17 protein-coding genes are annotated in these 22,266 nt (G+C 70.9%); 8 read left to right on the top strand and 9 right to left on the bottom strand.

The genetic code is table 11. The features are described 5' to 3' along the window. Window positions 1-91 precede the first annotated feature (91 nt). Together IT355_15450 and IT355_15445 are read right to left on the bottom strand one after the other, a co-directional pair. Window positions 92-1,579, bottom strand: coding sequence for an aminopeptidase P N-terminal domain-containing protein (locus IT355_15450; GenBank protein ID MCC7054666.1), 1,488 nt, complete (start codon window positions 1,577-1,579; stop codon window positions 92-94). Beyond that, window positions 1,579-2,328, bottom strand: coding sequence for an SIMPL domain-containing protein (locus IT355_15445; protein MCC7054665.1), 750 nt, complete (start codon window positions 2,326-2,328; stop codon window positions 1,579-1,581). The genes IT355_15450 and IT355_15445 overlap by 1 nt, the downstream gene beginning before the upstream one ends. A 317-nt stretch (window positions 2,329-2,645) precedes the next feature. On the opposite strand from IT355_15445, the gene IT355_15440 reads away from it, so the two are divergent. Then, window positions 2,646-3,023 carry an HU family DNA-binding protein gene (locus IT355_15440; protein ID MCC7054664.1) on the top strand — a complete coding sequence of 126 codons (378 nt, stop codon included), beginning with the start codon at window positions 2,646-2,648 and terminating at the stop codon, window positions 3,021-3,023. Window positions 3,024-3,123: 100 nt separating this feature from the next. Further along, a complete protein-coding gene (locus IT355_15435; protein MCC7054663.1) occupies window positions 3,124-4,938 on the top strand; it encodes a stage II sporulation protein M in 1,815 nt (604 codons plus the stop codon). Here the strand turns inward: IT355_15435 and IT355_15430 are convergent. From IT355_15430 to IT355_15410, 5 genes are read right to left on the bottom strand one after another with little or no spacing between them, the layout of a single operon-like run. Next, window positions 4,916-6,265, bottom strand: coding sequence for a DUF58 domain-containing protein (locus IT355_15430; GenBank protein MCC7054662.1), 1,350 nt, complete (start codon window positions 6,263-6,265; stop codon window positions 4,916-4,918). The genes IT355_15435 and IT355_15430 overlap by 23 nt on opposite strands. A 3-nt stretch (window positions 6,266-6,268) precedes the next feature. Continuing rightward, the gene (locus tag IT355_15425) at window positions 6,269-7,234 is read right to left on the bottom strand and encodes a MoxR family ATPase (GenBank protein MCC7054661.1); all 966 of its coding nucleotides are present in this window, start codon (window positions 7,232-7,234) and stop codon (window positions 6,269-6,271) included. Window positions 7,235-7,278: 44 nt separating this feature from the next. Then, the gene (locus IT355_15420) at window positions 7,279-8,658 is read right to left on the bottom strand and encodes a hypothetical protein (GenBank protein MCC7054660.1); all 1,380 of its coding nucleotides are present in this window, start codon (window positions 8,656-8,658) and stop codon (window positions 7,279-7,281) included. Beyond that, window positions 8,655-9,293 (bottom strand): DUF4129 domain-containing protein, encoded by a 639-nt coding sequence (locus tag IT355_15415; protein MCC7054659.1) that lies wholly within the window; start codon window positions 9,291-9,293, stop codon window positions 8,655-8,657. Before IT355_15415 ends, IT355_15420 begins: the two co-directional genes overlap by 4 nt. Window positions 9,294-9,301: 8 nt before the next feature. Further along, window positions 9,302-10,207, bottom strand: coding sequence for a hypothetical protein (locus IT355_15410; GenBank protein ID MCC7054658.1), 906 nt, complete (start codon window positions 10,205-10,207; stop codon window positions 9,302-9,304). A 545-nt stretch (window positions 10,208-10,752) separates the two neighbouring features. Between IT355_15410 and IT355_15405 the strand changes: the two genes are divergently transcribed. Continuing rightward, a complete protein-coding gene (locus IT355_15405) occupies window positions 10,753-11,805 on the top strand; it encodes a trypsin-like serine protease (GenBank protein MCC7054657.1) in 1,053 nt (350 codons plus the stop codon). A 150-nt stretch (window positions 11,806-11,955) separates the two neighbouring features. Beyond that, window positions 11,956-13,431, top strand: coding sequence for a peptidylprolyl isomerase (locus tag IT355_15400; protein ID MCC7054656.1), 1,476 nt, complete (start codon window positions 11,956-11,958; stop codon window positions 13,429-13,431). Here the strand turns inward: IT355_15400 and IT355_15395 are convergent. Together IT355_15395 and IT355_15390 are read right to left on the bottom strand one after the other, a co-directional pair. After that, on the bottom strand, window positions 13,421-13,726 hold the full coding sequence (locus tag IT355_15395) for a hypothetical protein (GenBank protein MCC7054655.1): 306 nt from the start codon (window positions 13,724-13,726) through the stop codon (window positions 13,421-13,423). The genes IT355_15400 and IT355_15395 overlap by 11 nt on opposite strands. A gap of 131 nt (window positions 13,727-13,857) precedes the next feature. Next, entirely contained in the window at window positions 13,858-15,027 is a 1,170-nt protein-coding gene (locus IT355_15390) for an acyl-CoA dehydrogenase family protein (GenBank protein MCC7054654.1), read from the bottom strand. A 303-nt stretch (window positions 15,028-15,330) separates the two neighbouring features. Between IT355_15390 and IT355_15385 the strand changes: the two genes are divergently transcribed. The 4 genes from IT355_15385 (at window position 15,331) to IT355_15370 (ending at window position 22,234) form a co-directional block, all read left to right on the top strand. Further along, window positions 15,331-16,320 carry a metalloregulator ArsR/SmtB family transcription factor gene (locus IT355_15385; protein MCC7054653.1) on the top strand — a complete coding sequence of 330 codons (990 nt, stop codon included), beginning with the start codon at window positions 15,331-15,333 and terminating at the stop codon, window positions 16,318-16,320. Then, a complete protein-coding gene (gene metF, locus IT355_15380; protein MCC7054652.1) occupies window positions 16,317-17,222 on the top strand; it encodes a methylenetetrahydrofolate reductase [NAD(P)H] in 906 nt (301 codons plus the stop codon). The genes IT355_15385 and metF overlap by 4 nt, the downstream gene beginning before the upstream one ends. After that, complete coding sequence (metH, locus tag IT355_15375) at window positions 17,219-21,025, top strand: methionine synthase (protein MCC7054651.1); 3,807 nt, start codon at window positions 17,219-17,221, stop codon at window positions 21,023-21,025. The genes metF and metH overlap by 4 nt, the downstream gene beginning before the upstream one ends. Window positions 21,026-21,376: 351 nt before the next feature. Next, window positions 21,377-22,234: a PEP-CTERM sorting domain-containing protein gene (locus IT355_15370; GenBank protein ID MCC7054650.1), complete on the top strand. Its 858-nt coding sequence runs from the start codon at window positions 21,377-21,379 to the stop codon at window positions 22,232-22,234. Window positions 22,235-22,266: the final 32 nt, after the last annotated feature.

Raw genomic sequence — 22,266 nt, 5'->3', positions numbered from 1 at the left:
GCAGTCCGGCCCCGGGCCGGCGCGTGGTGCTACGCTACCCGTGAACGCCGCGTTGCGCGACGTCCCGGGTGCGGCGGGCCCCCGCCCCCGTTCACGGCAGCGCGCGGCGGTATCGCTCGACCAGCGCGGGATCGCGGGGCCGCGGCGCGCTCGCACGCGGTGCCTGCATCGCCGCCTCCACCTCCGCCACCTCACGGGGCGCCTTCGACAACCACTCCAGCCCCGCGGCGGTGAGCAGGTAGTCATCCTCGATCCGCACGCCGATCCCGGCGTACGTCGCCAGCGCGGGTTGGAGGCGAGCCAGCAGCGCCCGGTTCCGTGGCGTGTCCGGGAGCACCTCGGCCAGGTTCCGGCGAACGTAGATCCCCGGCTCGATGGTCATCACGCTGCCCTCGCTCCAGGTGCTGAAGTAGGCGATGTCGGGGTCGTGCACCTCGAGCCCGATACCGTGCCCGAGCCCGTGCATGTAGTAGAGGCCGAGCTGCCGGCAGGTGCGCTGGCCGGTGCTGTCACAGTCGTAGGTCGCCGTCGGGGACTCCATCAGGCCAAGCGAAACCAGCCCGCGCGCGAGCACCTCGGACGCCGCCTCGTTCGGCGCGTTCAGCGGTGCGCCGATCTTCGTCGCCTGCTCACCCGCCACCTGCGCACGGCGGACGAGCTCGTAGATCGCCCGCTGCGGGGCCGTGAACCGTCCGCTCAGCGGGACGGTGCGGGTGACGTCGGCGCTGTAGCCGGCGTAGCTCGCGCCGATGTCCATCAGCAGCAACTCGCCGTCGCGCATCGGCCGGTCGTTCTGCCAGTAGTGCAGGGTGGTGGTGTTGTCGGCCGATCCCGTGATGCTCGTGAACCCCGGGCGCTCGGCGCCGTTGCGCCGGAAGGTGTACTCCACCAGCGCCTGCACCTCGAATTCGTTCCAGCCCGGTGTCACCATGCGCATCACGTCCTCGTGGGCCTGGACGGTGATGGCGATCGCCGAGCGCAGCAGGGCGATCTCCGCCGCGCTCTTCCGTGCCCGGAGCAGCAGCAGGCTGCGCTCGTCCTGCGACACGCGCGCGCCCGGGTGCCGCTGCGCGAGTGCGTCGAGGAAGACGCGGTCGTTCGTGACGGACTCGCCGGCCGCCGTCGCCGCGCCGCGGAACTCGCCCACGATGCGCATCGCATTGCCTGCCGCCAGCAGGGAATCGCAGGTGGCGGTGAACTCGCGCACGTCCCGCACCGGCAGGCCGGCCATCCGGGCGGCATCGGCGAGCGACGGTCGCGGCCCGGTCCACACTTCCTCGGCGGCACTGCGCGGTGCCACGAAGAGCAGCTCACGCTGCGCGCCGTTCGTGCGGACCAGCACCAGGGCGGCGTTCGGTTGTGTCCAGCCGGTCAGGTAGCGCAGGTCGGGTGACTGCGAGAAGGTCTCGAAGTCGTGGGCCGGCTCGCCGCGGCCGAGCACCACGGTCACCCCGTCCCCCGTCATCGCACCGAGTGCGGCGCGCCGCGCGGCGTATTCGGCGACCGGGACCTGGCCCGGCAGCGAGCGGCCGGCCAGCAGCAGGGCGCCCAGGACGATGACGGGAGCACGGCGGCGCATCAGCGGGGCGGGGCGGCGGGAATGAACGTGAACCGCGCGACGACGGTCGCCTGCACCGTCTGCTCGGTCGGGGCCTCGATCGGCGTGGGGGCATCACTGGCGGCCCGTGCCGCCATCGCCATCATCGGGTACGGCCGCGGCGCTTCACCCATCTGGCTCGTCACGGACTGGAGCGGACCCAGGGTGCCCCCCGCCGCCTTGGCGATCACCTCCGCCGTCAGCCGCGCATCGGTGGTCGCGCGCGCCATCGCGTCGCGCTTCACCGCGTCCAGCTGCGACGCGTAGAACGAGACGCCGTTGATGTTCGTGGCGCCGGCCGCCAGCGAGGCATCGATCACCTTGCCGACGAGGTCCAGCGAGCGGACCTCGACGCGCACCGTGTTCGAGGCATCGTAGCCGGTGAGTTCGGGCTTGCGGCCATCGGGGTAGTACCGGTACGACGGCGCCACGTGGTAGTTCAGCGTGCTGACCTGCTCGCGGGCGATGCCGGCGGCGCGCACGGCCTCGAGGATCGCCGTCGCCACGCGCGCGTTCTCCTGGCCGGCGATGGCGGCGGTGCGGCCGCGCGTCTGGACGCCGACCATCACCAGCGCCCGGTCGGGGGTCGCCTTCGCCTCGCCGTTGCCGGTCACCTCGATCGTGGGCGGGGCCGGTGGCGTGGTCCCCTGCTGCCCGAGCAGCGGGGCCGACATGAGCGCGCTGAGCAGCAGCGACGACGCGTGCGAGGTGCGACGGTTCCTGTTCTTCATTTCGACTCCGGCATGGGTCACGTCGCGCCCGTCGGGGCGCGACAGCAGCGAGATGCGTCCGGGATCGCCGGATGCACACCGGCGAAGATACCCGCCGGCGGGCCGGTCGTGCCCACCCGACCTGCAGGTCGTGAAACGGCTCCAGCCCAGTCGGCGCAAGGGTTTCCGGACGCCGGCGCCCGGCCGTGTCCAGCGCCGCCCGCGCGCGGAATCACGAGAAACCCTTACCCCGCTTGCAGAAAGTTGCACGCTTTGCCAGCTTCCCCCTGCGCCATTGGCGCGGAATCACGTGTCATCCGACAGAGGAGATAAGGGATATGAGCAGAGTAGCGATGGTGACCGCGCTGGTCGACAACGTCGGTCTCTCGAAGAAGCAGGCCAACGGCGTCCTCAAGGAGCTGTTCGACGCCACCGAGGGGGTCATTGCCAAGTCGCTGAAGAAGGGCGACAAGATCGGCATCACCGGCTTCGGCACCTTCAGCCTCGGCAAGCGCAATGCGCGTGTCGGCCGCAATCCGCAGACCGGCGAGAAGGTGAAGATCGCCGCCAGCAAGGCCCCGAAGTTCAAGGCCGGGGCCAGCCTGAAGGGCTTCGTGAACGGCAAGACCGCCGCCCCGAAGCCGAAGAAGGCCGCCAAGAAGGTCACCAAGAAGGTGGCCAAGAAGGCCACGAAGAAGGCGGCCAAGAAGCGCTAGTCACGCGCGCCGTCGCCTCGCGCGACGGGCTGGCCCGGGCGGGGTGTCGACACGAGGCGTCGGCACCCCGCCCTGCCTTTGCCCCTGCTAGAATCCGCGCATGCCTGCTGCCGTGACCCGCGCCCGCCCTGCGCTCGATGCCACCGTCGAGGTCGAGACGCCGGAGCAGGTCGTCGTCTCGTACACCCTGGCCGGCATCGGGACCCGCGGCGCCGCCGCACTCGTGGACCTGATCCTGATGCTGCTGCTGAGCGGCTCCGGATGGTATGCCGCCGCCTCGCTCGCGCGGCTCTTCCCGGGCGTGGCGGCGCTGGCCGACAACTGGCTGCGTGCCGCCGCGATCCTCGCGCAGTTCTGCATCATCTGGGGCTACTTCGTCGTCTTCGAGGCGGTCTGGGATGGCCAGACGCCGGGCAAGCGCCTGCTCGGCTTGCGCGTCGTGCGCAATGGCGGCGGCGGGGTCGACCTTGGCCCGAGTGCCGCGCGCAACCTGCTGCGCTTCGTCGACTTCCTGCCGTTCGGCTACTTCGCCGGCATGCTCACGATCATCGCCAACCAGCGGAACCAGCGCCTGGGCGACCTCGTGGCCGGCACGATCGTGGTGCGTGAACGCCTCCTCCGTCACGCCCGCCCGCGCGCGCGGGCCACGGCGGTCGGTGACGACGGCGCCGCCGTGACCGCGACGCTCGACGACGAGCAGTTCGCGCTCCTCGATCGCTTCGTGGCCCGCGAAGCCACGCTCGACGATCCCTCGCGGGCCCGGCTGTCTGCCGCACTGGTGGCGCGGCTCGGCGTCGAGGTCCGCACCGATCCCGTCGCCGCACTGCGCATCCTGCACCAGCGCGAGGTGGCGGCACGCCGGCGCATCGGGCCGGCGCCCAGCACCGGCGGCACGCGCCGCGAGGAATGGGCCGTGGTGGCCGAGGGACGCCCGCGTTGGGAGGCCTTCGCCACCGCGATCACGCAGGCCCGCAGCCGCGGGCTGCACCACATGGGCGAGGATGAGGTCACCGCCTTCGTCGAGTCGTATCGCGAGGTGGCCACCGACCTGGCCCGCTTGCGCACCGCCGATCGCGGCCGCGGCGGCGACGAGGTGTTCACCCTCTCGCGGCTCGTCTCGGCCGGACACAACCTCCTCTACCGCCGCCCGTCGCAGGGCATCGAGCGCCTGCTGCGCTACATCGCGCACGACGTGCCGCGCGAGGTGCGGCGCAGCTGGCGGCACGTGCTGGTGGCGGCGCTGCTGCTCTTCGTCCCCGCCGTCGGCACGGTGGTGGCGATCGTCCGCAATCCGGCCCTCGCCGAGCGCATGCTCCCGCCGGGAATGATCGCGCGGGCCGAGGAAGGGCAGCGCCGCGGCAACACCGGGGCCGACTACCTCCCCGACGGCGAGGAGCAGAAAGGCTCCGTGCTCTCCGCGTTCCTCATGACGAACAACATCAAGGTGGCGCTCATCGCCTTCGCCGGCGGCGTCACGGCGGGGCTGCTCACCGTCTTCGCCCTCGTCAGCAACGGTGTGTCCGCCATCGGCGCCGGCGTCGGCCTCTACATCACGCGGGGCATCGGCGGCCAGATCTTCGGCTTCGTCGCCGCGCACGGCGTGCTGGAGCTCAGTGCCATCTGCCTCGCCGGCGGCGCCGGCCTGCTGCTGGCCACCGCGATCCTCGTGCCGGGTGACCGGACGCGGCGCGAGGCACTCGCCGCCAACGGCGTGCGCTCGCTCCACCTGGTGAGCTGCGTCGTGCTCTTCCTGATCCTCGCCGGCATCATCGAGGGGAACATCTCGCCGTCGCGCCTCCCCGACAGCGCCAAGTTCGCGACGGCGCTGATCACCGCGATCGGCATGGCCTGGTACCTCTCGGGGGGCCGCGAGCCCGCCGGTACGCCCGCCGCTACAGCTCCCCGCGCGCCTTGACCGAGAGGTAGCGGTTCACCAGCGCGGCGCTCATCGCCTGCGGCGGCACGTCCAGCACCTGCACTCCGGTCCGCCGCATCCGCACCAGCGCCTCGGCGCGTGCGTCGAGCAGCGATTCGGCCGCGGCCCCGCGCCACGCCTCGCCCTCTCCCCCCGTTGCGGCCGGCTGTGCTGCGGCCACCAGTGCATCGTTGCGCAGCGCGAGGAACACCGTGATGTGGCGCAGCGCCGCGTGTCGCGTCTGCGTCACCACCGCGCGGCTCGCGCGCACGTCCACCACGTCGCTGAGGCAGATCACCAGCGCGCGTGACCGCTGGCGCTGCGCCAGCGTGCGGAACGCGAGCGCGTAGTCCGGCTCCACCGGCCGCGCCTCGCTGCCGGCCAAGGTGTGCCGGATCGCACGCACCGCCGCCGTGCCGGCCGTCGGCGGCACCCAGCCGCGGATCTGGTCGTCGAAGACCAGCAGGCCGACCTTGTCCTTGCCCTGCACTGCCACGTCGGCCAGCACCAGGCAGGCGTTGATGGCGTACTCGAAGCGCGAGCGGTCGCCGGCCATCTGTGTCATCAGCCGGCCGGCGTCGAGCGCGATGATCACGCTCTGGCCCTGTTCCACGGTGTACTCGCGCACCTGCGCCGCCCCGCGCCGCCCCGTGGCCTTCCAGTCGATGTGCCGGGGGTCGTCGCCCGGCACGTACTCGCGCAGCGCATCGAACGACAGCCCGCCGCCGCGGCGCCGCACCTGCCGCACGCCGGCGTCCCTCAGGCGGCGCTGCACGGCGAGCAGGCGGAAGCGCGTCACCTGTGACAGCGACGGCACCACCTCGATCACGTCGTCCAGCGGGATGTCGCGAATGGCATCCACCAGGCCCAGCGGACCATGTATCCGCAGCGCGATCGGTCCCAGCGCCGCGGGACCGCGTCGCAGCCCCCGGATCGCGGTGGCCGTCGTCACCTCGCCCAGCGCAGGCACCACCAGCGCGTGCGTGCGGACACCGTCACCGCCCAGCGCAGCCGGCACGCGCTCGGCCAGCTGCACCCGCGCGGCCTGAGGCCACGCCGAGGAGAGCGTGTAGGTCACGGTGTCGTCGTCACCCGACCCCAGGTGCGCCGGTGCCGCACGCGTCACGGACAGGGCCGGTGCCGAGGGGAGCTGCACTGCATCCCACAGCGCCGCACCGAGCACCAGCGCGATCGCTGCCGCCGCGCTGACGACCGGAAGGCTGCCCGGCAGCGGCAGCACCCACGCGAGCGCCGCCAGCGCCAGCCAGAGCGCCAGCCGCGGCGTCGGGACGAAGCGGGTGAGGAAGGCGAACAGCCGGCGCAGCACCGGTCAGGCCGGCGCAGGCACGCGCAGCAGCACGGCCGCCAGCACGTCGTCCGTGGTGCGCCCCTCGACGTCCAGCTCCGGGCTCAGGATCAGGCGGTGTCGCAGCGCCGCCGGCGCGAGGCCCTTCACGTCATCGGGGGTGACGAAGTCGCGCCCTGCCAGCACGGCCGCCGCGCGCGAGATGCGCAGCAGTGCGACGGCGGCGCGCGGCGATGCCCCAAGGGCCAGCGCCGGATCGTCCCGCGTGGCCCGGACCACGGCGGCGATGTACGCCACCACCTCCGGCGCGATCGTCACGCGATCGGTGGCGTCGCGGAGCGCGTCGAACGCCGTGGCGCTGATGGCGAATCCGTCGCCGGCCATCGCCCGCTCCGGGTCGTCGCCGCGCGCGTGCGCCTGCAGCATCGCCAGTTCGTCGTCGGCCGCGGGGTAGCCGACACGCACCTTCACCAGGAACCGGTCGAGCTGCGCCTCGGGCAGCGGATAGGTGCCCTCGAACTCCACCGGGTTCTGCGTCGCCACCACGGTGAATCGCGCGCCCAGGTCGTGCCGTGTGCCGTCCACCGTCACCTGCTTCTCCTGCATCGCCTCCAGCAGCGCGGCCTGCGTCTTCGCCGGCGCCCGGTTGATCTCGTCCGCCAGCAGCAGGTCGGTGAAGAGGGGACCCGGGCGGAATTCGAACCGGCCATCGGCGCCGCGCAGCACCGAGGTGCCGGTGATGTCGGCCGGCATCAGGTCGGGCGTGAACTGGATGCGGCCGAAGCGCACGCCGGCCGCAGCCGCCACCACGCGCACCAGCAGCGTCTTGGCCACGCCCGGCACCCCTTCCAGCAGCACATGCCCGCGCGCGAGCAGGGCCGCGAGGAGTTCGTCGATGGCGACGTCCTGCCCCACGATGCGGCGCCGGATGGCGGTGCGCAGTGCGGCGACGGCGTCGGCGGACGGAGACGGCATCTCGGGCGTGGTCATGGTTCAGGCGGAGGGGCGGGGGCGGGGGGCACGCGTGTCGCAGGTCACGGCGCGAGACACTCGGCATCAATCTGCGCTGCCGCCCGGCGCAGCGCGGGCAGGTCGGCGGGGGACGGTGGCACGGCGAGGGCGGCGGTGAGCTGCGCCGTCTGGCCCGCGATCGATGGATGCCGTTCAGCGAGTGCGGACAGGAACTGTGCGTCGTCGAGCATTCGCCACCGGCCGGCGGCGTGCCGGCGACGGATCCCGCGCGCCAGCATGCGCGCCACCGTCCGCGTGCCGCGCACCGTCCGCCAGGCCGTGGCGAGGGCATCCACGTGCTCGAGTGCCGAGCGTCGCTCCTCGCGCACGCGGTAGACGGGGGCGAGTGTGCGTCGGCCACGGGCCAGCAGCAGCACGAGGCAGGCACCGAGCAGGGTCAGCGTCATCCGGCCGGCCGCAGCACCGCGCAGCCATTCGCCCATCACCACGCCCGGCCCGTCGCCGCTCTCGGACTGGTAGTACTCCACGAACACGATCTCCCGCCGGCGGTCGGCAGACAGGTACTCGGCGGCGCGCACCACGGCCAGGGCATCGCCGCTGGCGCAGTTCCGCACCTGATCGGTGCGCAACACGTCGGGATCGGCGAGCGCCACCACGCGCCCCGCGCCCAGGGGAAACGCGAGCACGGTCGGCAGCAGCGTCGTGTCGGGCGCCGGCTCCCGCATCGGGGAGCGCGGCGCGGCGGGTCGCGGATCCGCGCCCGACGTCGTCGGGTCGTCCGACGTCGCGGATGCGCCGTCATCCGTCTCATCGCCGGCATCGAACGGACCGCGATGCACCACGGCGCTCGACAGCAGTGGCGTGGCGTTCGACGGATACGGCACCACTGTGCGCGTGCCGCGACGCACCGTGCGGCTGGTGTCGAACGTCATCATGCGCGTGCGCACGCGGAGCACCGCCAGCGGATCGGTCTCGACCGGGCAGCTTCCCAGCGGATGCACCTCCGCCAGTCCCGCGGCCTGCGTGCGGAGGCCGAGGGAGTCGAGCAGTGCGAACGATTCCCCCTCGGACTTCGACACCAGCAGTCCGGCGCCGCGCCGCACCGCTGCCAGCACCGCCGCCCGTTCCGGTCCGCGCATCGGTGTCGGGCCATCGAACACCGCATAGATCACGGTCGTGTCGAGCGGACCGCGGAGCGGGGCAGTCGACACGCGCGTGCGCCAGCCCAGCCGCCGCAGCAGGTCGGCCGCCAGTCGTGCGTTGCCCGGGCCGTACTTCAGCGTGGTCAGGCGCGTGTCGTCGCCATCATCTGACATTGGCGTGAGCAGCACCACCAGCGCGACCAGCACGGCCAGGACACCCAGTGTGAGCAGCGTGGCCCGCCGGCTGGCACGCTGCGTGTGCGCGGTGTCCCGCCCGGCGCCGGCGAGGGGGCCCGTCACGCCGCGCGCACCGTGCTGCGCGGGGCGGCCACGAGGGGCAGCATGGGCTCGGCCAGCTGCTCCAGGCGCGCATAGCGTGCGGCGTCGCAGCGCCCGTCGCCGTAGACGACGATCTCGTAGGTGCGCGAGTACGCCAGGTAGGCGGCGGCGAGCGGGTCACCGCCGGCGCGCAGCTCACGCCAGTAGTCCCCCACCGTCTTCGAGGGATGCAGGCGCACATGGCGCCCGTCGGCGAGCTGGGTCACGACGGCCGCATGGAGGCGGTGTGCGGCCTCGGCGAACGCCCCCTGCACGGCGAGCGCGCGCGCCTGGGCGAGGATCTCCCCCGCCGTTGCCGGCGGCGAATCCCGCCCCGCCGCGAGCCGGCGGGCCCGCGCGGTGATCACGGCCCGCGCCACCGCGGCCGCGACCAGCAGCGCAAGCAGGCTGAGGGCGATGATGTAGGTGCCCCGGCTCGCCGTGGCCTCGCGAAACAGCCGGCCGACCAGGTCCCAGAACCAGCTCCAGAGCCGCGAGAAGAGCGTGGACGTGAGGCTGCGCTGGTAGCCGCGCTCCTGCACGATGCGCGCGATCGTGTCGCGCACCGCCGCCGGTGCGACCGGGGCCTGCAGCAGCGCCAGCAGGAACATGGGCACGGTCGGGTTCAGGCCAGCGGCAGGTCGGGGCGCGGCAGCGCATCGAGTGCCGCGTCCAGGTCCGCGCCCTCGCGCCGGATGCGCAGGTCGGCGTAGGTCAGCAGCATCACGCTGCCGATGATCGGCACGATCGGGATCATCACCACGCTGAAAAGCGCCTGCAGCAGCTGCTGCTGGTCACGGAAGGCCAGCGCGAGGCTCACGAGCACGAGGTACATGACACCGACAATCAGGAACAGCAGGCCGTAGGTCTTCGCCAGCAGCAGGTAGTTGCCGCTGGAGAGCGCGTGTGCGCGCCGGAACGCCTCGACGGGGCCGAGCCCCTCCGCCATCACCAGCGCGATCATCACCGACCAGCGCGCGAAGAAGGTGACGGTGACGAACACCATCGCGAGCAGGAGCAGCACCGCGAGCACCGCACCGATCACGACGCCGGCGGTGCCCGAGAAGAGGCCCGCGCCAAGCATGCCGGTGGCGGCGGCGAGGATGCCGACGACGATGAAGACGGGGACCAGGGCGACGACGAACGCGACCATCAGCAGCAGGTATGCACCGAGCAGTGCGAAGATGCGCCGGAAGGCCGCCACGAAGACGGCCCACGCCGTGGGCTGGTCCTCCCCGCGCAGCACCGCGAGCGCGCCGCTGATCATCGCGCCAGACTGCGCCGAGGCGAACGTCAGCGAGAGCAGCGTGAGTGGCAGCAGCTTCACCTGCTGGCGCATCAGCTCCGCCGGATCGGCGCTGGCCGTCGGGAAGACGACCAGCGTGATCACCGCCTGCACCAGCGCCGGGATCGCGCCGATGGCTGCGATGCGCAGGAAGTAGGCGTATTGCGGCCGGATGAGCTGGACCGCGCCATCGATGATCTCGGTGGCGGATCGCGGCGGCAGCGGCGGCAGGGCAGGGATGGTCACGGCGTTCGGTCCGGGGTGGGCGAAGGTGCGTGTCGATCAGAACGGTAGCAGGCGACACCAGCGGCGAGCTCGGCAGTGTAGCGGATCCCGCGCGGGGGAGGGAATGGACGAGTCCGCTGCAGCAGATGTGTTGTACGGACCCAACGACACCCACGTCACCTCACCCGCAGCCGGTAGAAATTTCCGTGTGACACCCGCGACCGCCCGGCCCGGTTCGATTGACCGAAGAATGCCGCTAACACACTGTCAGCGAAAGGATTACAGTTGTCTCGGCACGCCCCTGTCATTGGGCACCGGCAGGTCGAGCACGCATAGTGCCGTCGCTGACTCACGTACCGTCATGGCGGAATGCGAATTGCCCGGCTTGCTATGCAGATGTTGGGTGCGCATGCGGACATGGCCGTGTCGTACTGCCGCCGAAGGGCAGCAACATCACCACCTGGAGAGGCTACAGAATGAGAACAGCACGGGCAGCATTTGCAGTTGCCGCAGCACTTGGTGCGCTGAGCACCACTGCGGATGCACAGCGGACGGCTTCGGGAGTGATGGGTGACGGCACCACCTGGCATGCCGAGAGCTACATCGTCGGCGTGAACTCGACGGGGACGATCGCCTCCGGCGGTGACCCGCGCTACATCGCCGCGCAGCCGGCCTACAGCGGCGTCGTCACGCTGATCATGGAGTACCCCGGTGGGGCTTTCATCTGCAGCGGCAGCCTGCTCCCTGACCGCAAGTCCATCCTGACGGCGGCGCACTGCGTCTCCAGCGGCCCGGACTCGCCGCGTCCCCTGCGCACCACGGTGTACTTCCCGAACGCCAACGCCGATGGTGTGCCGTACGCCTTCGACACGGATCGTACCGCCTCCCGCACGGTCACCGTCTACAACGTGAACCGGGCCTACACGGGCGAAGTCATCGACCAGAATGACATCGCCGTGCTGCAGATGGATTCCGAGGCACCGGCGTCTGCCACCGCGTACGACCTGTACACGGCGTCTGACATCGAGGGTGGCGTGTTCAACGTCGCCGGCTACGGCGGTCGCTCCAACGCCGGCGGCACCGTCGGTGCCAACCTCGGCACGGGTCGCCTCCGCCAGGGCCAGAACCGGTACGACTTCCGCTTCGGCGACAGCGACTTCGGTGGTTTCTTCACCGATCGTGATGCGGCCGGCGAGAACTTCTTCGGCACGGCCGAAGTCGAGTACTCGTACGTCTCCGACTTCGACAGCGGCTTCGCGGTGAACGACCAGTCCTGCCGCCTCGCCGTCGGTGGCTTCGGCATCGCCGACCCGAAGTACTGCGACCTGGGCACCGGCCTGGACGAAGTCAGCGTTGCCGGTGGCGACTCGGGTGGTCCGCAGTTCATCGGCGGCAAGCTGGCGTCGGTCACGTCGTACGGCCTGACCTTCGGCCCGGCCTTCGGTGACTATGACGCGCGCCTCAACAGCTCCTTCGGCGAGCTGAATGGCTTCGTGCCGGTGTACATCCATGCGAAGTTCATCGACGCCACCATGGTCCCGGAGCCGGCGACGTTCGGCCTGATGGGCGCCGGCCTGGCCGTCCTCGGACTCGTGGCACGCCGCCGCCGCTCGGCCTGATTTCAGGCTCTGGCGGGTGTGGTTGGGAGGGGCGCGACCGGAGCATCGGTCGCGCCCCTCCGCCGTTCCTGCCACCCCCGCCGCTCCGCGCCGGTGCATGCCGGGTGGTCCGCGCGCGATGTAGGTTCTCCGTCCACACAGCAACACCGCATGCCCAGACACCCGACCCGCTTCCGACTCGTCGCCCTCTGCCTCGCCGCTGCCGCCTGTTCCGGCGGTGACCCCGCCACCGGCACGACCGATGTCGCCGCCGTTGCCGGTGGACAGTCGCTGTCGGCCACCGACCTTGGCACGCTGTTCGGGCAGTCGCGGCTCACGCTTCGCACCGAGGACGTGCGCAGCGCCGCCGAGCTCTGGGTTGACTACCAGCTGCTCGCACGCGCCGCGGCTGGCCGCGATACGATCGACGACCCCACGCTCGTGGAGGCCGCGCTCTGGGGGCCGGTGGCCAACGCGCGTGCGCGGCAGTGGTACCAGGTCGTGAGCCTGGGCTGGCCGGCGGATACCAGTTCGCCGAAGGCACTCTATGACAGCGGCCAGGTCCTCGCCGCGAGCCAGATCCTGCTCGACGTGCCCCAGGTGGCCCTCCCGCTCCAGCGCGCGAAGATCCGCGCCGCGGTGGACTCGCTCCGCAGCACGCTCACGCCGGCGAACTTCGCGCGCGTCGCGTCGCGGATCAGTGCCGATTCGGCCAGTCGCCGGCAGGGCGGCCGTCTGCCGGCCTGGCCTGCGGGTCGCGACATCATGGTCCCCGAGTTCGAGGCCGGCGTGCTGGCCACCAAGCCGGGGGGCATCTCCGGTGTGATCGTGACGAGCTTCGGTGTCCATCTCGTGTATCGGCCGACATGGGCCGAGGCGCAGTCACGCGTGGTGCCGGTGGCACGGCAGCTCGCGCGGCTGCGCGCCGAGAGCACGTACTTCGCCGCACTGGAGACGGCGCACGGCGTGACACTGGTGCCCGACGTCGCGCCATTGACGCGTGCGGTCGTCCGCGATCCCGGCATCTACGCCGACAGCGCCACCCCACTCGCCACCGTCGCGCGGGGTGAGAGCTTCACGGCGGCGACACTCGTGCGGTGGTTGCGCGCCTATCCGCCGGCCGAGGGCATGCCGGGGCGGCTCGCGAACGCGTCCGATACCCTGCTGCCGCAGGTGCTCCGCCGCATCATCCGCAACGAGCTGTTCCTGCGGCAGGCCGACAGTGCACGCATCAGGCTCACCCCTGCGGAAATGACGGCGTTCAGCGGCGAGTTGCGCACGCAGATCGAGAGTGCTGTCGGCACCCTGGGGCTCGCCGGCCGCACCATCCCCGACAGCGTCTGGGCGCTGGATGTGGGCGCGCGGCGTGCGATCTTCGCTGCCCGCGTGCAGGCACAGCATGCGGGCATGGTCCGCGGCACGGCGGCCACGGTGCCGATCTCGCTGTCGCTCCGCCAGCTCCTGCGCTCGCGCTATCCCGATGCCTCGATCTCGCCCGCTGGGCTCGATCGGGCGCTCGAGATCGGGCGCCGGGTGCGTCAGTCGGCTGATTCGGCGCGCAATGCCGCAGACAGCGGGAAGCAGCCGGACAGCGCCGGCGCCCGCGACACGACGAAGGTGCCGCGGCGGCCTGCGCTCAAAAAGTGACCGCGGTCGGTCCGGCGAGCAGCGCGATATGACATCCTGCGGCATCCGGACCCAGTCGGACCTTCACGTGTCGCACCTTTCGCCCCTTCCGCAGCGTGACGGTGTATTCGGCGCCGGCAGCCGGCAGGCGCTGCAGGTCGTTGTCCTCCGCCAGCGTCACGACGCCGGCCTCGGAGGTGACCATCCGTGGTGGACCCTCCGACGTGGCCGGGAATCCGGCGATCGTGAGTGTGACCCCGGGCACCGGGGCGCCGGCGCGGTCCACGACCGTCAGCCGCAGCAGCTTGTAGCGCATGTCACAAATCCGTTGCCCACCCCGGTCGGCGCCGGGTGGCACGCGCCCCGTCGATTGCGCCGACAGAAGGGACGGGACGACGAGGCTGCCGAGCGAGAGCCCGCACCGCAACAGCCACGCGCGCGGACTGCTCACCGCAGCACCATGCGCCCGATCGTCTGCAACTGCATGTTCGACGTCCCCTCGTAGATCGCCCCGATCTTGGCGTCGCGGTAGAACTTCTCCACCGGGTAGTCCTTCACGTACCCGTAGCCACCGAACAGTTCCAGCGAGACACTCGTCACCCGCTCGGCCACCTGGCTCGAGAAGAGCTTCGCCATCGCGCCCTCACGCTGGATGTCCTGGCCCGCATCCTTGAGCCGGGCCGCGTTGTAGACCATCAGGCGCGCGGCTTCCAGCTCCGTGGCCGCCTGCGCCACCTGGAACTGGATCCCCTGCATCTCGCTCAGCGGCTTGCCGAACTGCTTCCGCTCGCGCAGGTATTCACACGCGGCCTGCAACGCGCCGGCGGCGACGCCGATCATCTGCGCCCCGATGCCGATCCGGCCCCCGTTAAGGGTGTCGATCGCGATCTTGTATCCCTGGCCCACCGGACCGAGCACGTTCGCATCCGGCACGTCGACGCCGTCGAGGATCAACTCGCACGTGCTGCTCGCCCGGATCCCCAGCTTGTCCTCCTTCTTGCCGATGGAGAAGCCGGCGAACCCCTTCTCCACGATGAAGGCCGCGATGCCCCGGTGGCCTTTCGCGAAGTCGGTGTTCGCGAACACCACGAAGATCTCCGCCTCCGCGCCGTTCGTGATCCACAGCTTGCGGCCCGTGAGCCGCCACCCGCCGACCGTGCGCTCCGCCCTGCACCGCAGCGCGAAGGCATCCGACCCGGAGTCCGGCTCCGAGAGTGCATAGGCGCCGATCGTGTCGCTGGTCAGCCGGGTCAGGTACCGGCGGTGCTGGTCCTCGGTGCCGTAGGCATGGATCGGGTAATTCACCAGCGTGTTCTGCACGTCGACCATGATCGCAGCGGCCGGATCCACCTTGCTGATCTCCTCCACGGCAATGGCGATCATCATCGCCGAGCCGCCGGCCCCCCCCGCCGCCTCGGGGAGCTCGATGCCCATGAGGCCGAGCTCGAAGTATCTCGCGATCACGTCGGGATGGATGCGGCCGGCAGCCTCCATCTCACGGACCCGCGGCAGGACGTCCTCGCGCGCAAACGCCGCCACTGCATCGCGGAACATGGCTTCGTCATCGGAGAGCTGGGTCAGCGCCGGGCGCGGCGCGGGGCTGCTGGAGGTGGGCATGGGGGAGATTCGGAAGGGCGGAACGACCGCGACGGGGTTCGGATCGGCACCGGAGGCGAGCGGCAGCGACGGCAGGTCATCCGGCGGCCGCGGGACAAAGATCGCACGGGCGGCGGCCGAAAACCCCATCTGGCGAGCCGGAAGATATCCGGCGGCGAGTGTCCCACTGGGCGGGACATAGGACTCAGAGTCATTTGCCAAACGGCAGCGAGTGTCCCACTGAGCGGGACCAATGACTCAGAGTCGTTTGCCGAGGAGTCGCTTGCCAGTTGCCATATAAGGATAGCTTTATATCCTTAGGCCATGACCGCCGCACCGCTCCTCCTCGATGCCCTCGACCCTGCGACCACGCCGGCGGGATACCGCGCGTTGCTCGAGGCGTTCCGCGCGGCAGCGGAACCCACCAGGCTCCGGGTCCTCGCCATCCTGGCCCGGGGCGAACTGACCGTTACCGAACTCACCCAGGTGCTCGGCCAGAGCCAGCCGCGCGTCTCACGCCATCTCCGCGTGCTCGGCGACGCGGGCCTGCTGCACCGCGTGCCCGAGGGGAGCTGGGTCTTCTATCGCCTCGCGGAGCACCGGATCGCGCGGGCGTTCGTGGAATTGCTCGGCGACGATGATCCCGCGCTCGCCGGCGATCGTGAGCGCCTCGCCGCCGTCCAGCGCGCAAGGCAGGCCGCGGCCGACAGCTACTTCGAGGCGCACGCCCACGAGTGGAACGACATCCGCTCCCTGCACGTCCCCGAGGACCAGGTCGAGCGGGCACTGCTCGACCTCGCGGGCCGCGGACCGGTGGGCGACCTGCTCGACATCGGCACCGGCACCGGGCGGATCCTCGGACTCCTCGCGCCACACGCCACCCGGGCGCTCGGCATCGACCGTTCGCACGGCATGCTCGCCGTGGCGCGTGCGGCGATGGCCGGCCTCGATGCCCGCCATGTCCAGCTCCGACACGGCGACATGTACCACCTGGCCGTCGCGGCGTCGAGCATCGACCTGGTGGTGCTCCACCTCGTGCTGCACTACGCCGATGATCCTGCCGCCGTGCTCCGCGAGGTCGCGCGCGTGCTGCGACCCGGCGGGCGACTGCTGCTGGTGGACTTCGCGCCGCACCGCGAGGAGGCGCTCCGCGAGAGCCATGCCCATCGCCGCCTCGGGTTCTCGACCGATGAAGTCGTGCACCTCGCGGCCAGCGCCGGCCTGCAGGCCCGTGAGGCGACCCGACTTGACGGATCGCCCCTCACGGTCGTCATCTGGGACTGTTCCCTTTCCTCCCCCCCTGCCGTCACATGAGCCCTTCGATTCTCAACCGCCCGGACTCGCGACCGTTCGGCGTGTCCTTCGAGTTCTTCCCGCCGAAGAACGAGGAGATGGAGGCGCAGCTCTGGCGCGCCGTCGAGCGGCTCGCGCCCCTGGCCCCGAGCTTCGTGTCGGTCACCTACGGTGCCGGCGGCTCCACCCGCGAGCGCACGCATGCGACCGTGCGGCGGCTGCTGCACGAGACCACGCTGCGGCCGGCGGCACACCTCACCTGCGTCTCCGCCACGAAGGACGAGATCCTCGAGGTGGCCCGCGAGTACTGGGAGACGGGCGTGCGCCATCTCGTCGCGCTCCGCGGCGACCCGGCCACCGGCATCGGCACCGCCTACGAGCCGCATCCGGGTGGCTTCGCCTACGCGTCCGACCTCGTGGCAGGGCTGCGACGTGCGTTCGACTTCGAGCTCAGTGTCAGCGCCTATCCGGAGATGCACCCCACCGCCGGCTCCATGCAGGCCGAGATCGACAACCTGAAGCGCAAGGTGGACGCGGGCGCGACCCGGGCCATCACCCAGTTCTTCTTCGACAACGCCATCTACCTGCGCTACCGCGACCGCGCGCGCGCCGCCGGCATCACCGTCCCGATCGTCCCCGGCATCATGCCGGTGACCCACTTCGCGCAGACGCGCCGGTTCTCGGCCATGGCCGGTGCCTCCGTGCCGGACTCGATGGCCCGCCATTTCGACGGGCTGGAGGACGATCCGGACACCCGCAAGCTGGTCGCGGCCACGCTTGCCGCCGAGCAGTGCACCCAGCTCGCCGACGAGGGGGTGGACGAGTTCCACTTCTACACGCTCAATCGCGCCGACCTGGCTTACGCCATCTGTCACATCCTCGGGCTGCGCGCCGCGCGCGTGCCCGCACAGGCCTCCGCATGAACCACGCGTCACACCAGCACCACCACGACCACGACCAGCAGGCGGAGTGGGCCACCGAGCCCCTCCCGCCGTTCTCGCTCGACGAGGTGCTCGCCACCGCGCCGGTGCGCACGCGCGCCGAGCGCCTCGCCCTGCTGCCGGGCATCCTCGCCTCGCGCATCATGCTGCTCGACGGTGCCATGGGCACCATGATCCAGCGCGAGCGCCTCGACGAGGCCGCCTATCGTGGCACCCGGTTCGCCGACTGGTCGCGTGACCTGCGCGGGAACAACGACCTGCTCGCGATCACCCGGCCCGCGCTGATCGGTGCCCTGCATGCCGCCTACCTGCACGCCGGCAGTGACATCCTCGAGACCAACACCTTCAACTCCACGTCGATCGCCATGGCCGACTACGGCATGGAGTCGCTGGCGTACGAGTTGAACGTGGAGGGGGCCCGCCTCGCACGGCGGGTGGCCGACCTGTTCGAGTCGCGCGACCCGGAGCGGCCGCGGTATGTCGCGGGCGTGCTCGGCCCCACCAACCGCACCGCGTCGCTGTCACCCGAGGTGAACGACCCCGCCGCCCGCAACGTGACGTACGACGAGCTGGTGGTGGCCTACGCCGAGGCGGCCCGCGGGCTCCTCGACGGCGGTGCCGACATCCTGATCGTCGAGACGGTGTTCGACACGCTCAACGCCAAGGCCGCGCTGTTCGCCATCGAGCAGGTGTTCGGCTCCACGCACGAGCGCGTCCCGGTGATGATCAGCGGCACCATCACCGATGCCAGCGGCCGGACGCTCAGCGGCCAGGTCACCGAGGCGTTCTGGCTCAGCGTCATGCACGCGAACCCGATGAGCATCGGCCTCAATTGTGCCCTCGGCCCTCGCGAGCTGCGGGCCTACGTGCAGGAGCTGTCGCGGGTGGCCGGCGTCCACGTCTCGGCGCACCCGAACGCCGGCCTGCCGAATGCCTTCGGCGGCTACGACGAGAGCCCCGACGACATGGCGCGCGTGATCGGCGACTGGGCGCGCACCGGGTGGGTGAACGTCGTCGGCGGCTGCTGCGGCAGCTCGCCCGCCCACATCCGCGCCATCGCCGCCGCCGTCCGCGGCGTCGCACCGCGCGCCGTGCCGGCCATCCCGCCGGCGCTCCGCCTCTCCGGCCTCGAGCCGGTCGTGATCGACCGCACCACCAACTTCGTCAACGTCGGCGAGCGCACCAACGTCACCGGCTCGGCGAAGTTCTCGAAGCTGATCCTCGCCGGGGACTACGAGGCGGCACTCGAGGTGGCGCGCCAGCAGGTCGAGAGCGGCGCGCAGGTGATCGACGTGAACATGGACGAGGGCATGCTGGATGCCGTCGCCGCCATGACCACGTACCTGCGACTCGTCGCGGGTGAACCGTCGATCAGCCGGGTGCCGCTGATGATCGACAGCTCCAAGTGGAGCGTGATCGAGGCGGGACTCAAGCAGGTGCAGGGCAAGGCGATCGTGAACTCGATCTCCCTCAAGGAGGGCGAGGCCGAGTTCCTGCGCCAGGCCACGCTCGTGCGCCAGTACGGCGCCGCCGTGATCGTGATGGCGTTCGACGAGCAGGGCCAGGCCGACACCCGGCGCCGGAAGGTCGACATCTGCGCGCGCGCCTATGCGCTGCTCACCGAGCGCGTCGGGTTCCCGGCCGAGGACATCATCTTCGACCCGAACATCTTCGCGATCGGCACCGGCATCGAGGAACATGCCAACTACGCAGTGGACTTCATCGAGGCCACCCGCGAGATCAAGGCCACCCTGCCGCATGCACGCGTGAGCGGCGGCGTGAGCAACGTCAGCTTCGCCTTCCGCGGCAACAACCCGCTGCGCGAGGCGATCCACGCGGTGTTCCTGTACCACGCCGTGAAGGCCGGCATGGACATGGGCATCGTGAACGCCGGGGCGCTCACGCTCTACTCCGACATCCCGCCGGCCCTGCTGGAGCGTGTCGAGGACCTGGTGCTGAACCGCCGCCCGGACGCCACCGAGCGCCTGCTCGAGGTGGCCGGTGACGTGAAGGGCACGGCGGCAGCGGCGAACGACTCGCTGGCGTGGCGCGCACTGCCGGTGGGGGAGCGCCTCGCGCATGCACTCGTGCACGGCATCGCCGACTTCATCGTCGAGGACACCGAGGAGGCTCGCCTCACCGTCGAGCGCCCGATCCACGTGATCGAGGGGCCGCTGATGGACGGCATGAACGTCGTCGGTGACCTCTTCGGCGCCGGCAAGATGTTCCTGCCGCAGGTCGTCAAGAGCGCTCGTGTCATGAAGCGCGCCGTGGCACACCTGATCCCGTACATCGAGGCCGAGAAGCTGCTGCGCCCGGTGGAGGAGCAGAAGAACAAGGGGAAGATCCTGCTCGCAACCGTCAAGGGTGACGTGCACGACATCGGCAAGAACATCGTCGGCGTGGTGCTCCAGTGCAACAACTACGACGTGATCGACCTCGGCGTGATGGTACCGGCCGCGAAGATTCTCGAGACGGCACGTGCCGAGAACGTCGACATCATCGGGCTCAGCGGCCTGATCACACCCTCGCTCGAGGAGATGGCGTTCCTCGCCTCGGAGATGCAGCGCGAGGGCTTCACCGTGCCGCTGCTGATCGGCGGGGCGACGACGAGCCGCGCGCACACCGCGGTGAAGATCGAGCCGCAGTACGCCGGCCCGGTGGTGCACGTGCAGGATGCAAGCCGTGCCGTCGGCGTTGCCAGCGCACTGCTCAGCGATGACGGGCGCGACGAGTACGTGGCCGGCGTGCGCGCGGAGTACGATGCGATCCGCACGCACCGGGCGGGGTCCGGCAAGGCCACGCGCCTGGTGCCGATTGCCGACGCGCGCGCCAACCGCCTGGCCGTGGACTGGGCTGCCACCCCGGTGCCGGTGCCGACGCGCCCCGGTGTGACGGTGTTCGACGCCTGGCCGCTGGACGACCTCGTCCCGCGCATCGACTGGACGCCGTTCTTCCAGACCTGGGAGCTGGCCGGTCACTATCCGGACATCCTGCAGGATGCCGTCGTCGGCGAGACGGCGCGCGCGCTCTGGAAGGACGCGCAGGCGATGCTGTCGTCCATCGTCTCGGAGCGCTGGCTCACGGCCAAGGCGGTGGTCGGCCTGTTCCCCGCCAACGCGGTGGGCGACGACATCGCACTCTGGCCCGCCGGCGGCGACCGTGGTGGCGAGCGGCTCGCGACCATCCACACCATCCGGCAGCAGATGGCGAAGGGGGACGGCCGGCCGAACCTGGCGCTGGCCGACTACGTCGCACCGCTCGAGAGCGGCGTGGCCGACTGGGTGGGGGCCTTCGCCGTCACCACCGGCCACGGGATCGACGAGCGGGTGGCCGCATTCGAGGCGGCGCACGATGACTACAACGCCATCCTGCTCAAGGCGCTGGCGGACCGCCTCGCCGAGGCCCTCGCGGAACGGCTGCACGAGACTGTGCGGCGCGAACACTGGGGCTATGCGCCGGCCGAGGCGCTGGACAATTCGGCGCTGATCCACGAGGCCTACCAGGGCATCCGGCCCGCGCCGGGCTACCCGGCCTGTCCGGACCACACCGAGAAGCGCACCCTCTTCCGCCTGCTCGACGTGCCGGCGCTGGCGGGCATCACCCTCACCGAGAGCTGCGCGATGCTCCCGACGGCGAGCGTGTCCGGCTGGTACTTCTGGCGGCCGGAGGCGCGCTACTTCGGGACCGGCATGATCGGCGAGGACCAGGTGGCCGACCTTGCGCGCCGGAAGGGGATGGTCGAGGGTGAGATGGCCCGCTGGCTGGCGCCGATCCGGGCCTGAGCGGGCGTCACGGGACGGCTCGGCCGTGACGGGAGAGGGCGACGCCCCGGGGGAGCCACTCCTCCGGGGCGTTGTCGTGCTGCCACACAATTCAGCGCGGCATATCCCGGCGGCTGGCTGTTGCGTCGACTCGACAGAGTGTTGTTGTCGAGTCTGCCAAATGCGCGGATTTCGCGATCGCGCGGAGGTAACAAATCCGTCGAGTGTTCAGTAAAGCGTTGCCGTGCATGAACTTATGGAAAAGTTACGTGTGCTGGATCAGAATGGCAGAGTCCGGCATTGGTCGTGCTTCTGGAAGTGGCATCGCCAACGCGAAGACCCAACTCTCCCCACGCTCCAGGAATATCGATCATGCGTAAGTCCTCCAGCCTTCTCTCCCTCGCGGCAGTTCTTGCCGTTGCCCCGCTTGGCGCTCAGGCCAGCTGGCAGACGATCGGCACGCCGGACAACACCGGCACCGGCGCGTACTGGAACAACTTCTCCGACGACAACGCCGGCGGCGCCGTCTGCAACGCCGGTGCGATCCTGACGAACACGCCGGCGCTGTCGCCGACGTCGTGCAACAACCAGGCGCCGGTGTACCTCCCGCTCGCCTCGCCGCCGCTGACCACGTCGAACCAGTTCCTCGGCGGACTGGGCGGCGCGAACCCCGGCGCGTTCCGCTTCTCGGCCGGCATGTACAACATCAGCCTGCTGGGTCGCGTGGCCGGCTCGACGACCACCGCCTGGGGCATCATCACCGACGGCGGCGTGGTGATGAGCGGCGCTGCGCTGAGCGGCACGGTGAGCGTGGCCGACAACTTCGCGGTCTGGATCGCGCAGGCGCTCCCGACCATGGGTGCCGGCACGACGTACTCGTCGGCGATGCGGACCGGCACCGGCGCGATCGGCGCCAATGCCACCACGACCTACCAGCAGATGGTGGTGTTCACGGACGGCCCGGGTACGGGTGTCCTGGGCGGCCTGTCCACCGACCTGTACGGTACACTGATCAACGCAGCTGGAGTGGGCGCCTCGTACTTCGTCGGGATGGAAGACAACATCAACGGCGGCCGCGGCTTCGAGAAGCTCGAGCCCCGCGAGATCGCGGACCGCGACTACAACGACATCATCGTCTCGGTCACGCCGGTTCCGGAGCCGGCCACGGTCGGCCTGATGGGCTTCGGTCTGCTGGCGCTGGCCGGCGTGGCCAAGCGCCGCAAGGTGTGATCGGCGGTCGCAGCTGACGGAGGGAGCGGGTC

This window comes from Gemmatimonadaceae bacterium (assembly GCA_020851035.1).
Classification (GTDB): domain Bacteria; phylum Gemmatimonadota; class Gemmatimonadetes; order Gemmatimonadales; family Gemmatimonadaceae; genus JACMLX01.
This window is presented reverse-complemented; position numbering and strand designations above follow the sequence as displayed.

Excerpts from the sequence above, each read along its gene's own strand:
- IT355_15445 (MCC7054665.1), bottom strand. The coding sequence starts at position 2,328 with ATGAAGAACAGGAACCGTCGCACCTCGCACGCGTCGTCGCTGCTGCTC.
- IT355_15450 (MCC7054666.1), bottom strand. The coding sequence starts at position 1,579 with ATGCGCCGCCGTGCTCCCGTCATCGTCCTGGGCGCCCTGCTGCTGGCC.
- IT355_15435 (MCC7054663.1), top strand. The coding sequence starts at position 3,124 with ATGCCTGCTGCCGTGACCCGCGCCCGCCCTGCGCTCGATGCCACCGTC.
- IT355_15395 (MCC7054655.1), bottom strand. The coding sequence starts at position 13,726 with ATGCGCTACAAGCTGCTGCGGCTGACGGTCGTGGACCGCGCCGGCGCC.
- IT355_15370 (MCC7054650.1), top strand. The coding sequence starts at position 21,377 with ATGCGTAAGTCCTCCAGCCTTCTCTCCCTCGCGGCAGTTCTTGCCGTT.
- IT355_15425 (MCC7054661.1), bottom strand. The coding sequence starts at position 7,234 with ATGACCACGCCCGAGATGCCGTCTCCGTCCGCCGACGCCGTCGCCGCA.
- IT355_15405 (MCC7054657.1), top strand. The coding sequence starts at position 10,753 with ATGGGTGACGGCACCACCTGGCATGCCGAGAGCTACATCGTCGGCGTG.
- IT355_15440 (MCC7054664.1), top strand. The coding sequence starts at position 2,646 with ATGAGCAGAGTAGCGATGGTGACCGCGCTGGTCGACAACGTCGGTCTC.
- IT355_15400 (MCC7054656.1), top strand. The coding sequence starts at position 11,956 with ATGCCCAGACACCCGACCCGCTTCCGACTCGTCGCCCTCTGCCTCGCC.
- IT355_15385 (MCC7054653.1), top strand. The coding sequence starts at position 15,331 with ATGACCGCCGCACCGCTCCTCCTCGATGCCCTCGACCCTGCGACCACG.
- metF (MCC7054652.1), top strand. The coding sequence starts at position 16,317 with ATGAGCCCTTCGATTCTCAACCGCCCGGACTCGCGACCGTTCGGCGTG.
- IT355_15390 (MCC7054654.1), bottom strand. The coding sequence starts at position 15,027 with ATGCCCACCTCCAGCAGCCCCGCGCCGCGCCCGGCGCTGACCCAGCTC.
- metH (MCC7054651.1), top strand. The coding sequence starts at position 17,219 with ATGAACCACGCGTCACACCAGCACCACCACGACCACGACCAGCAGGCG.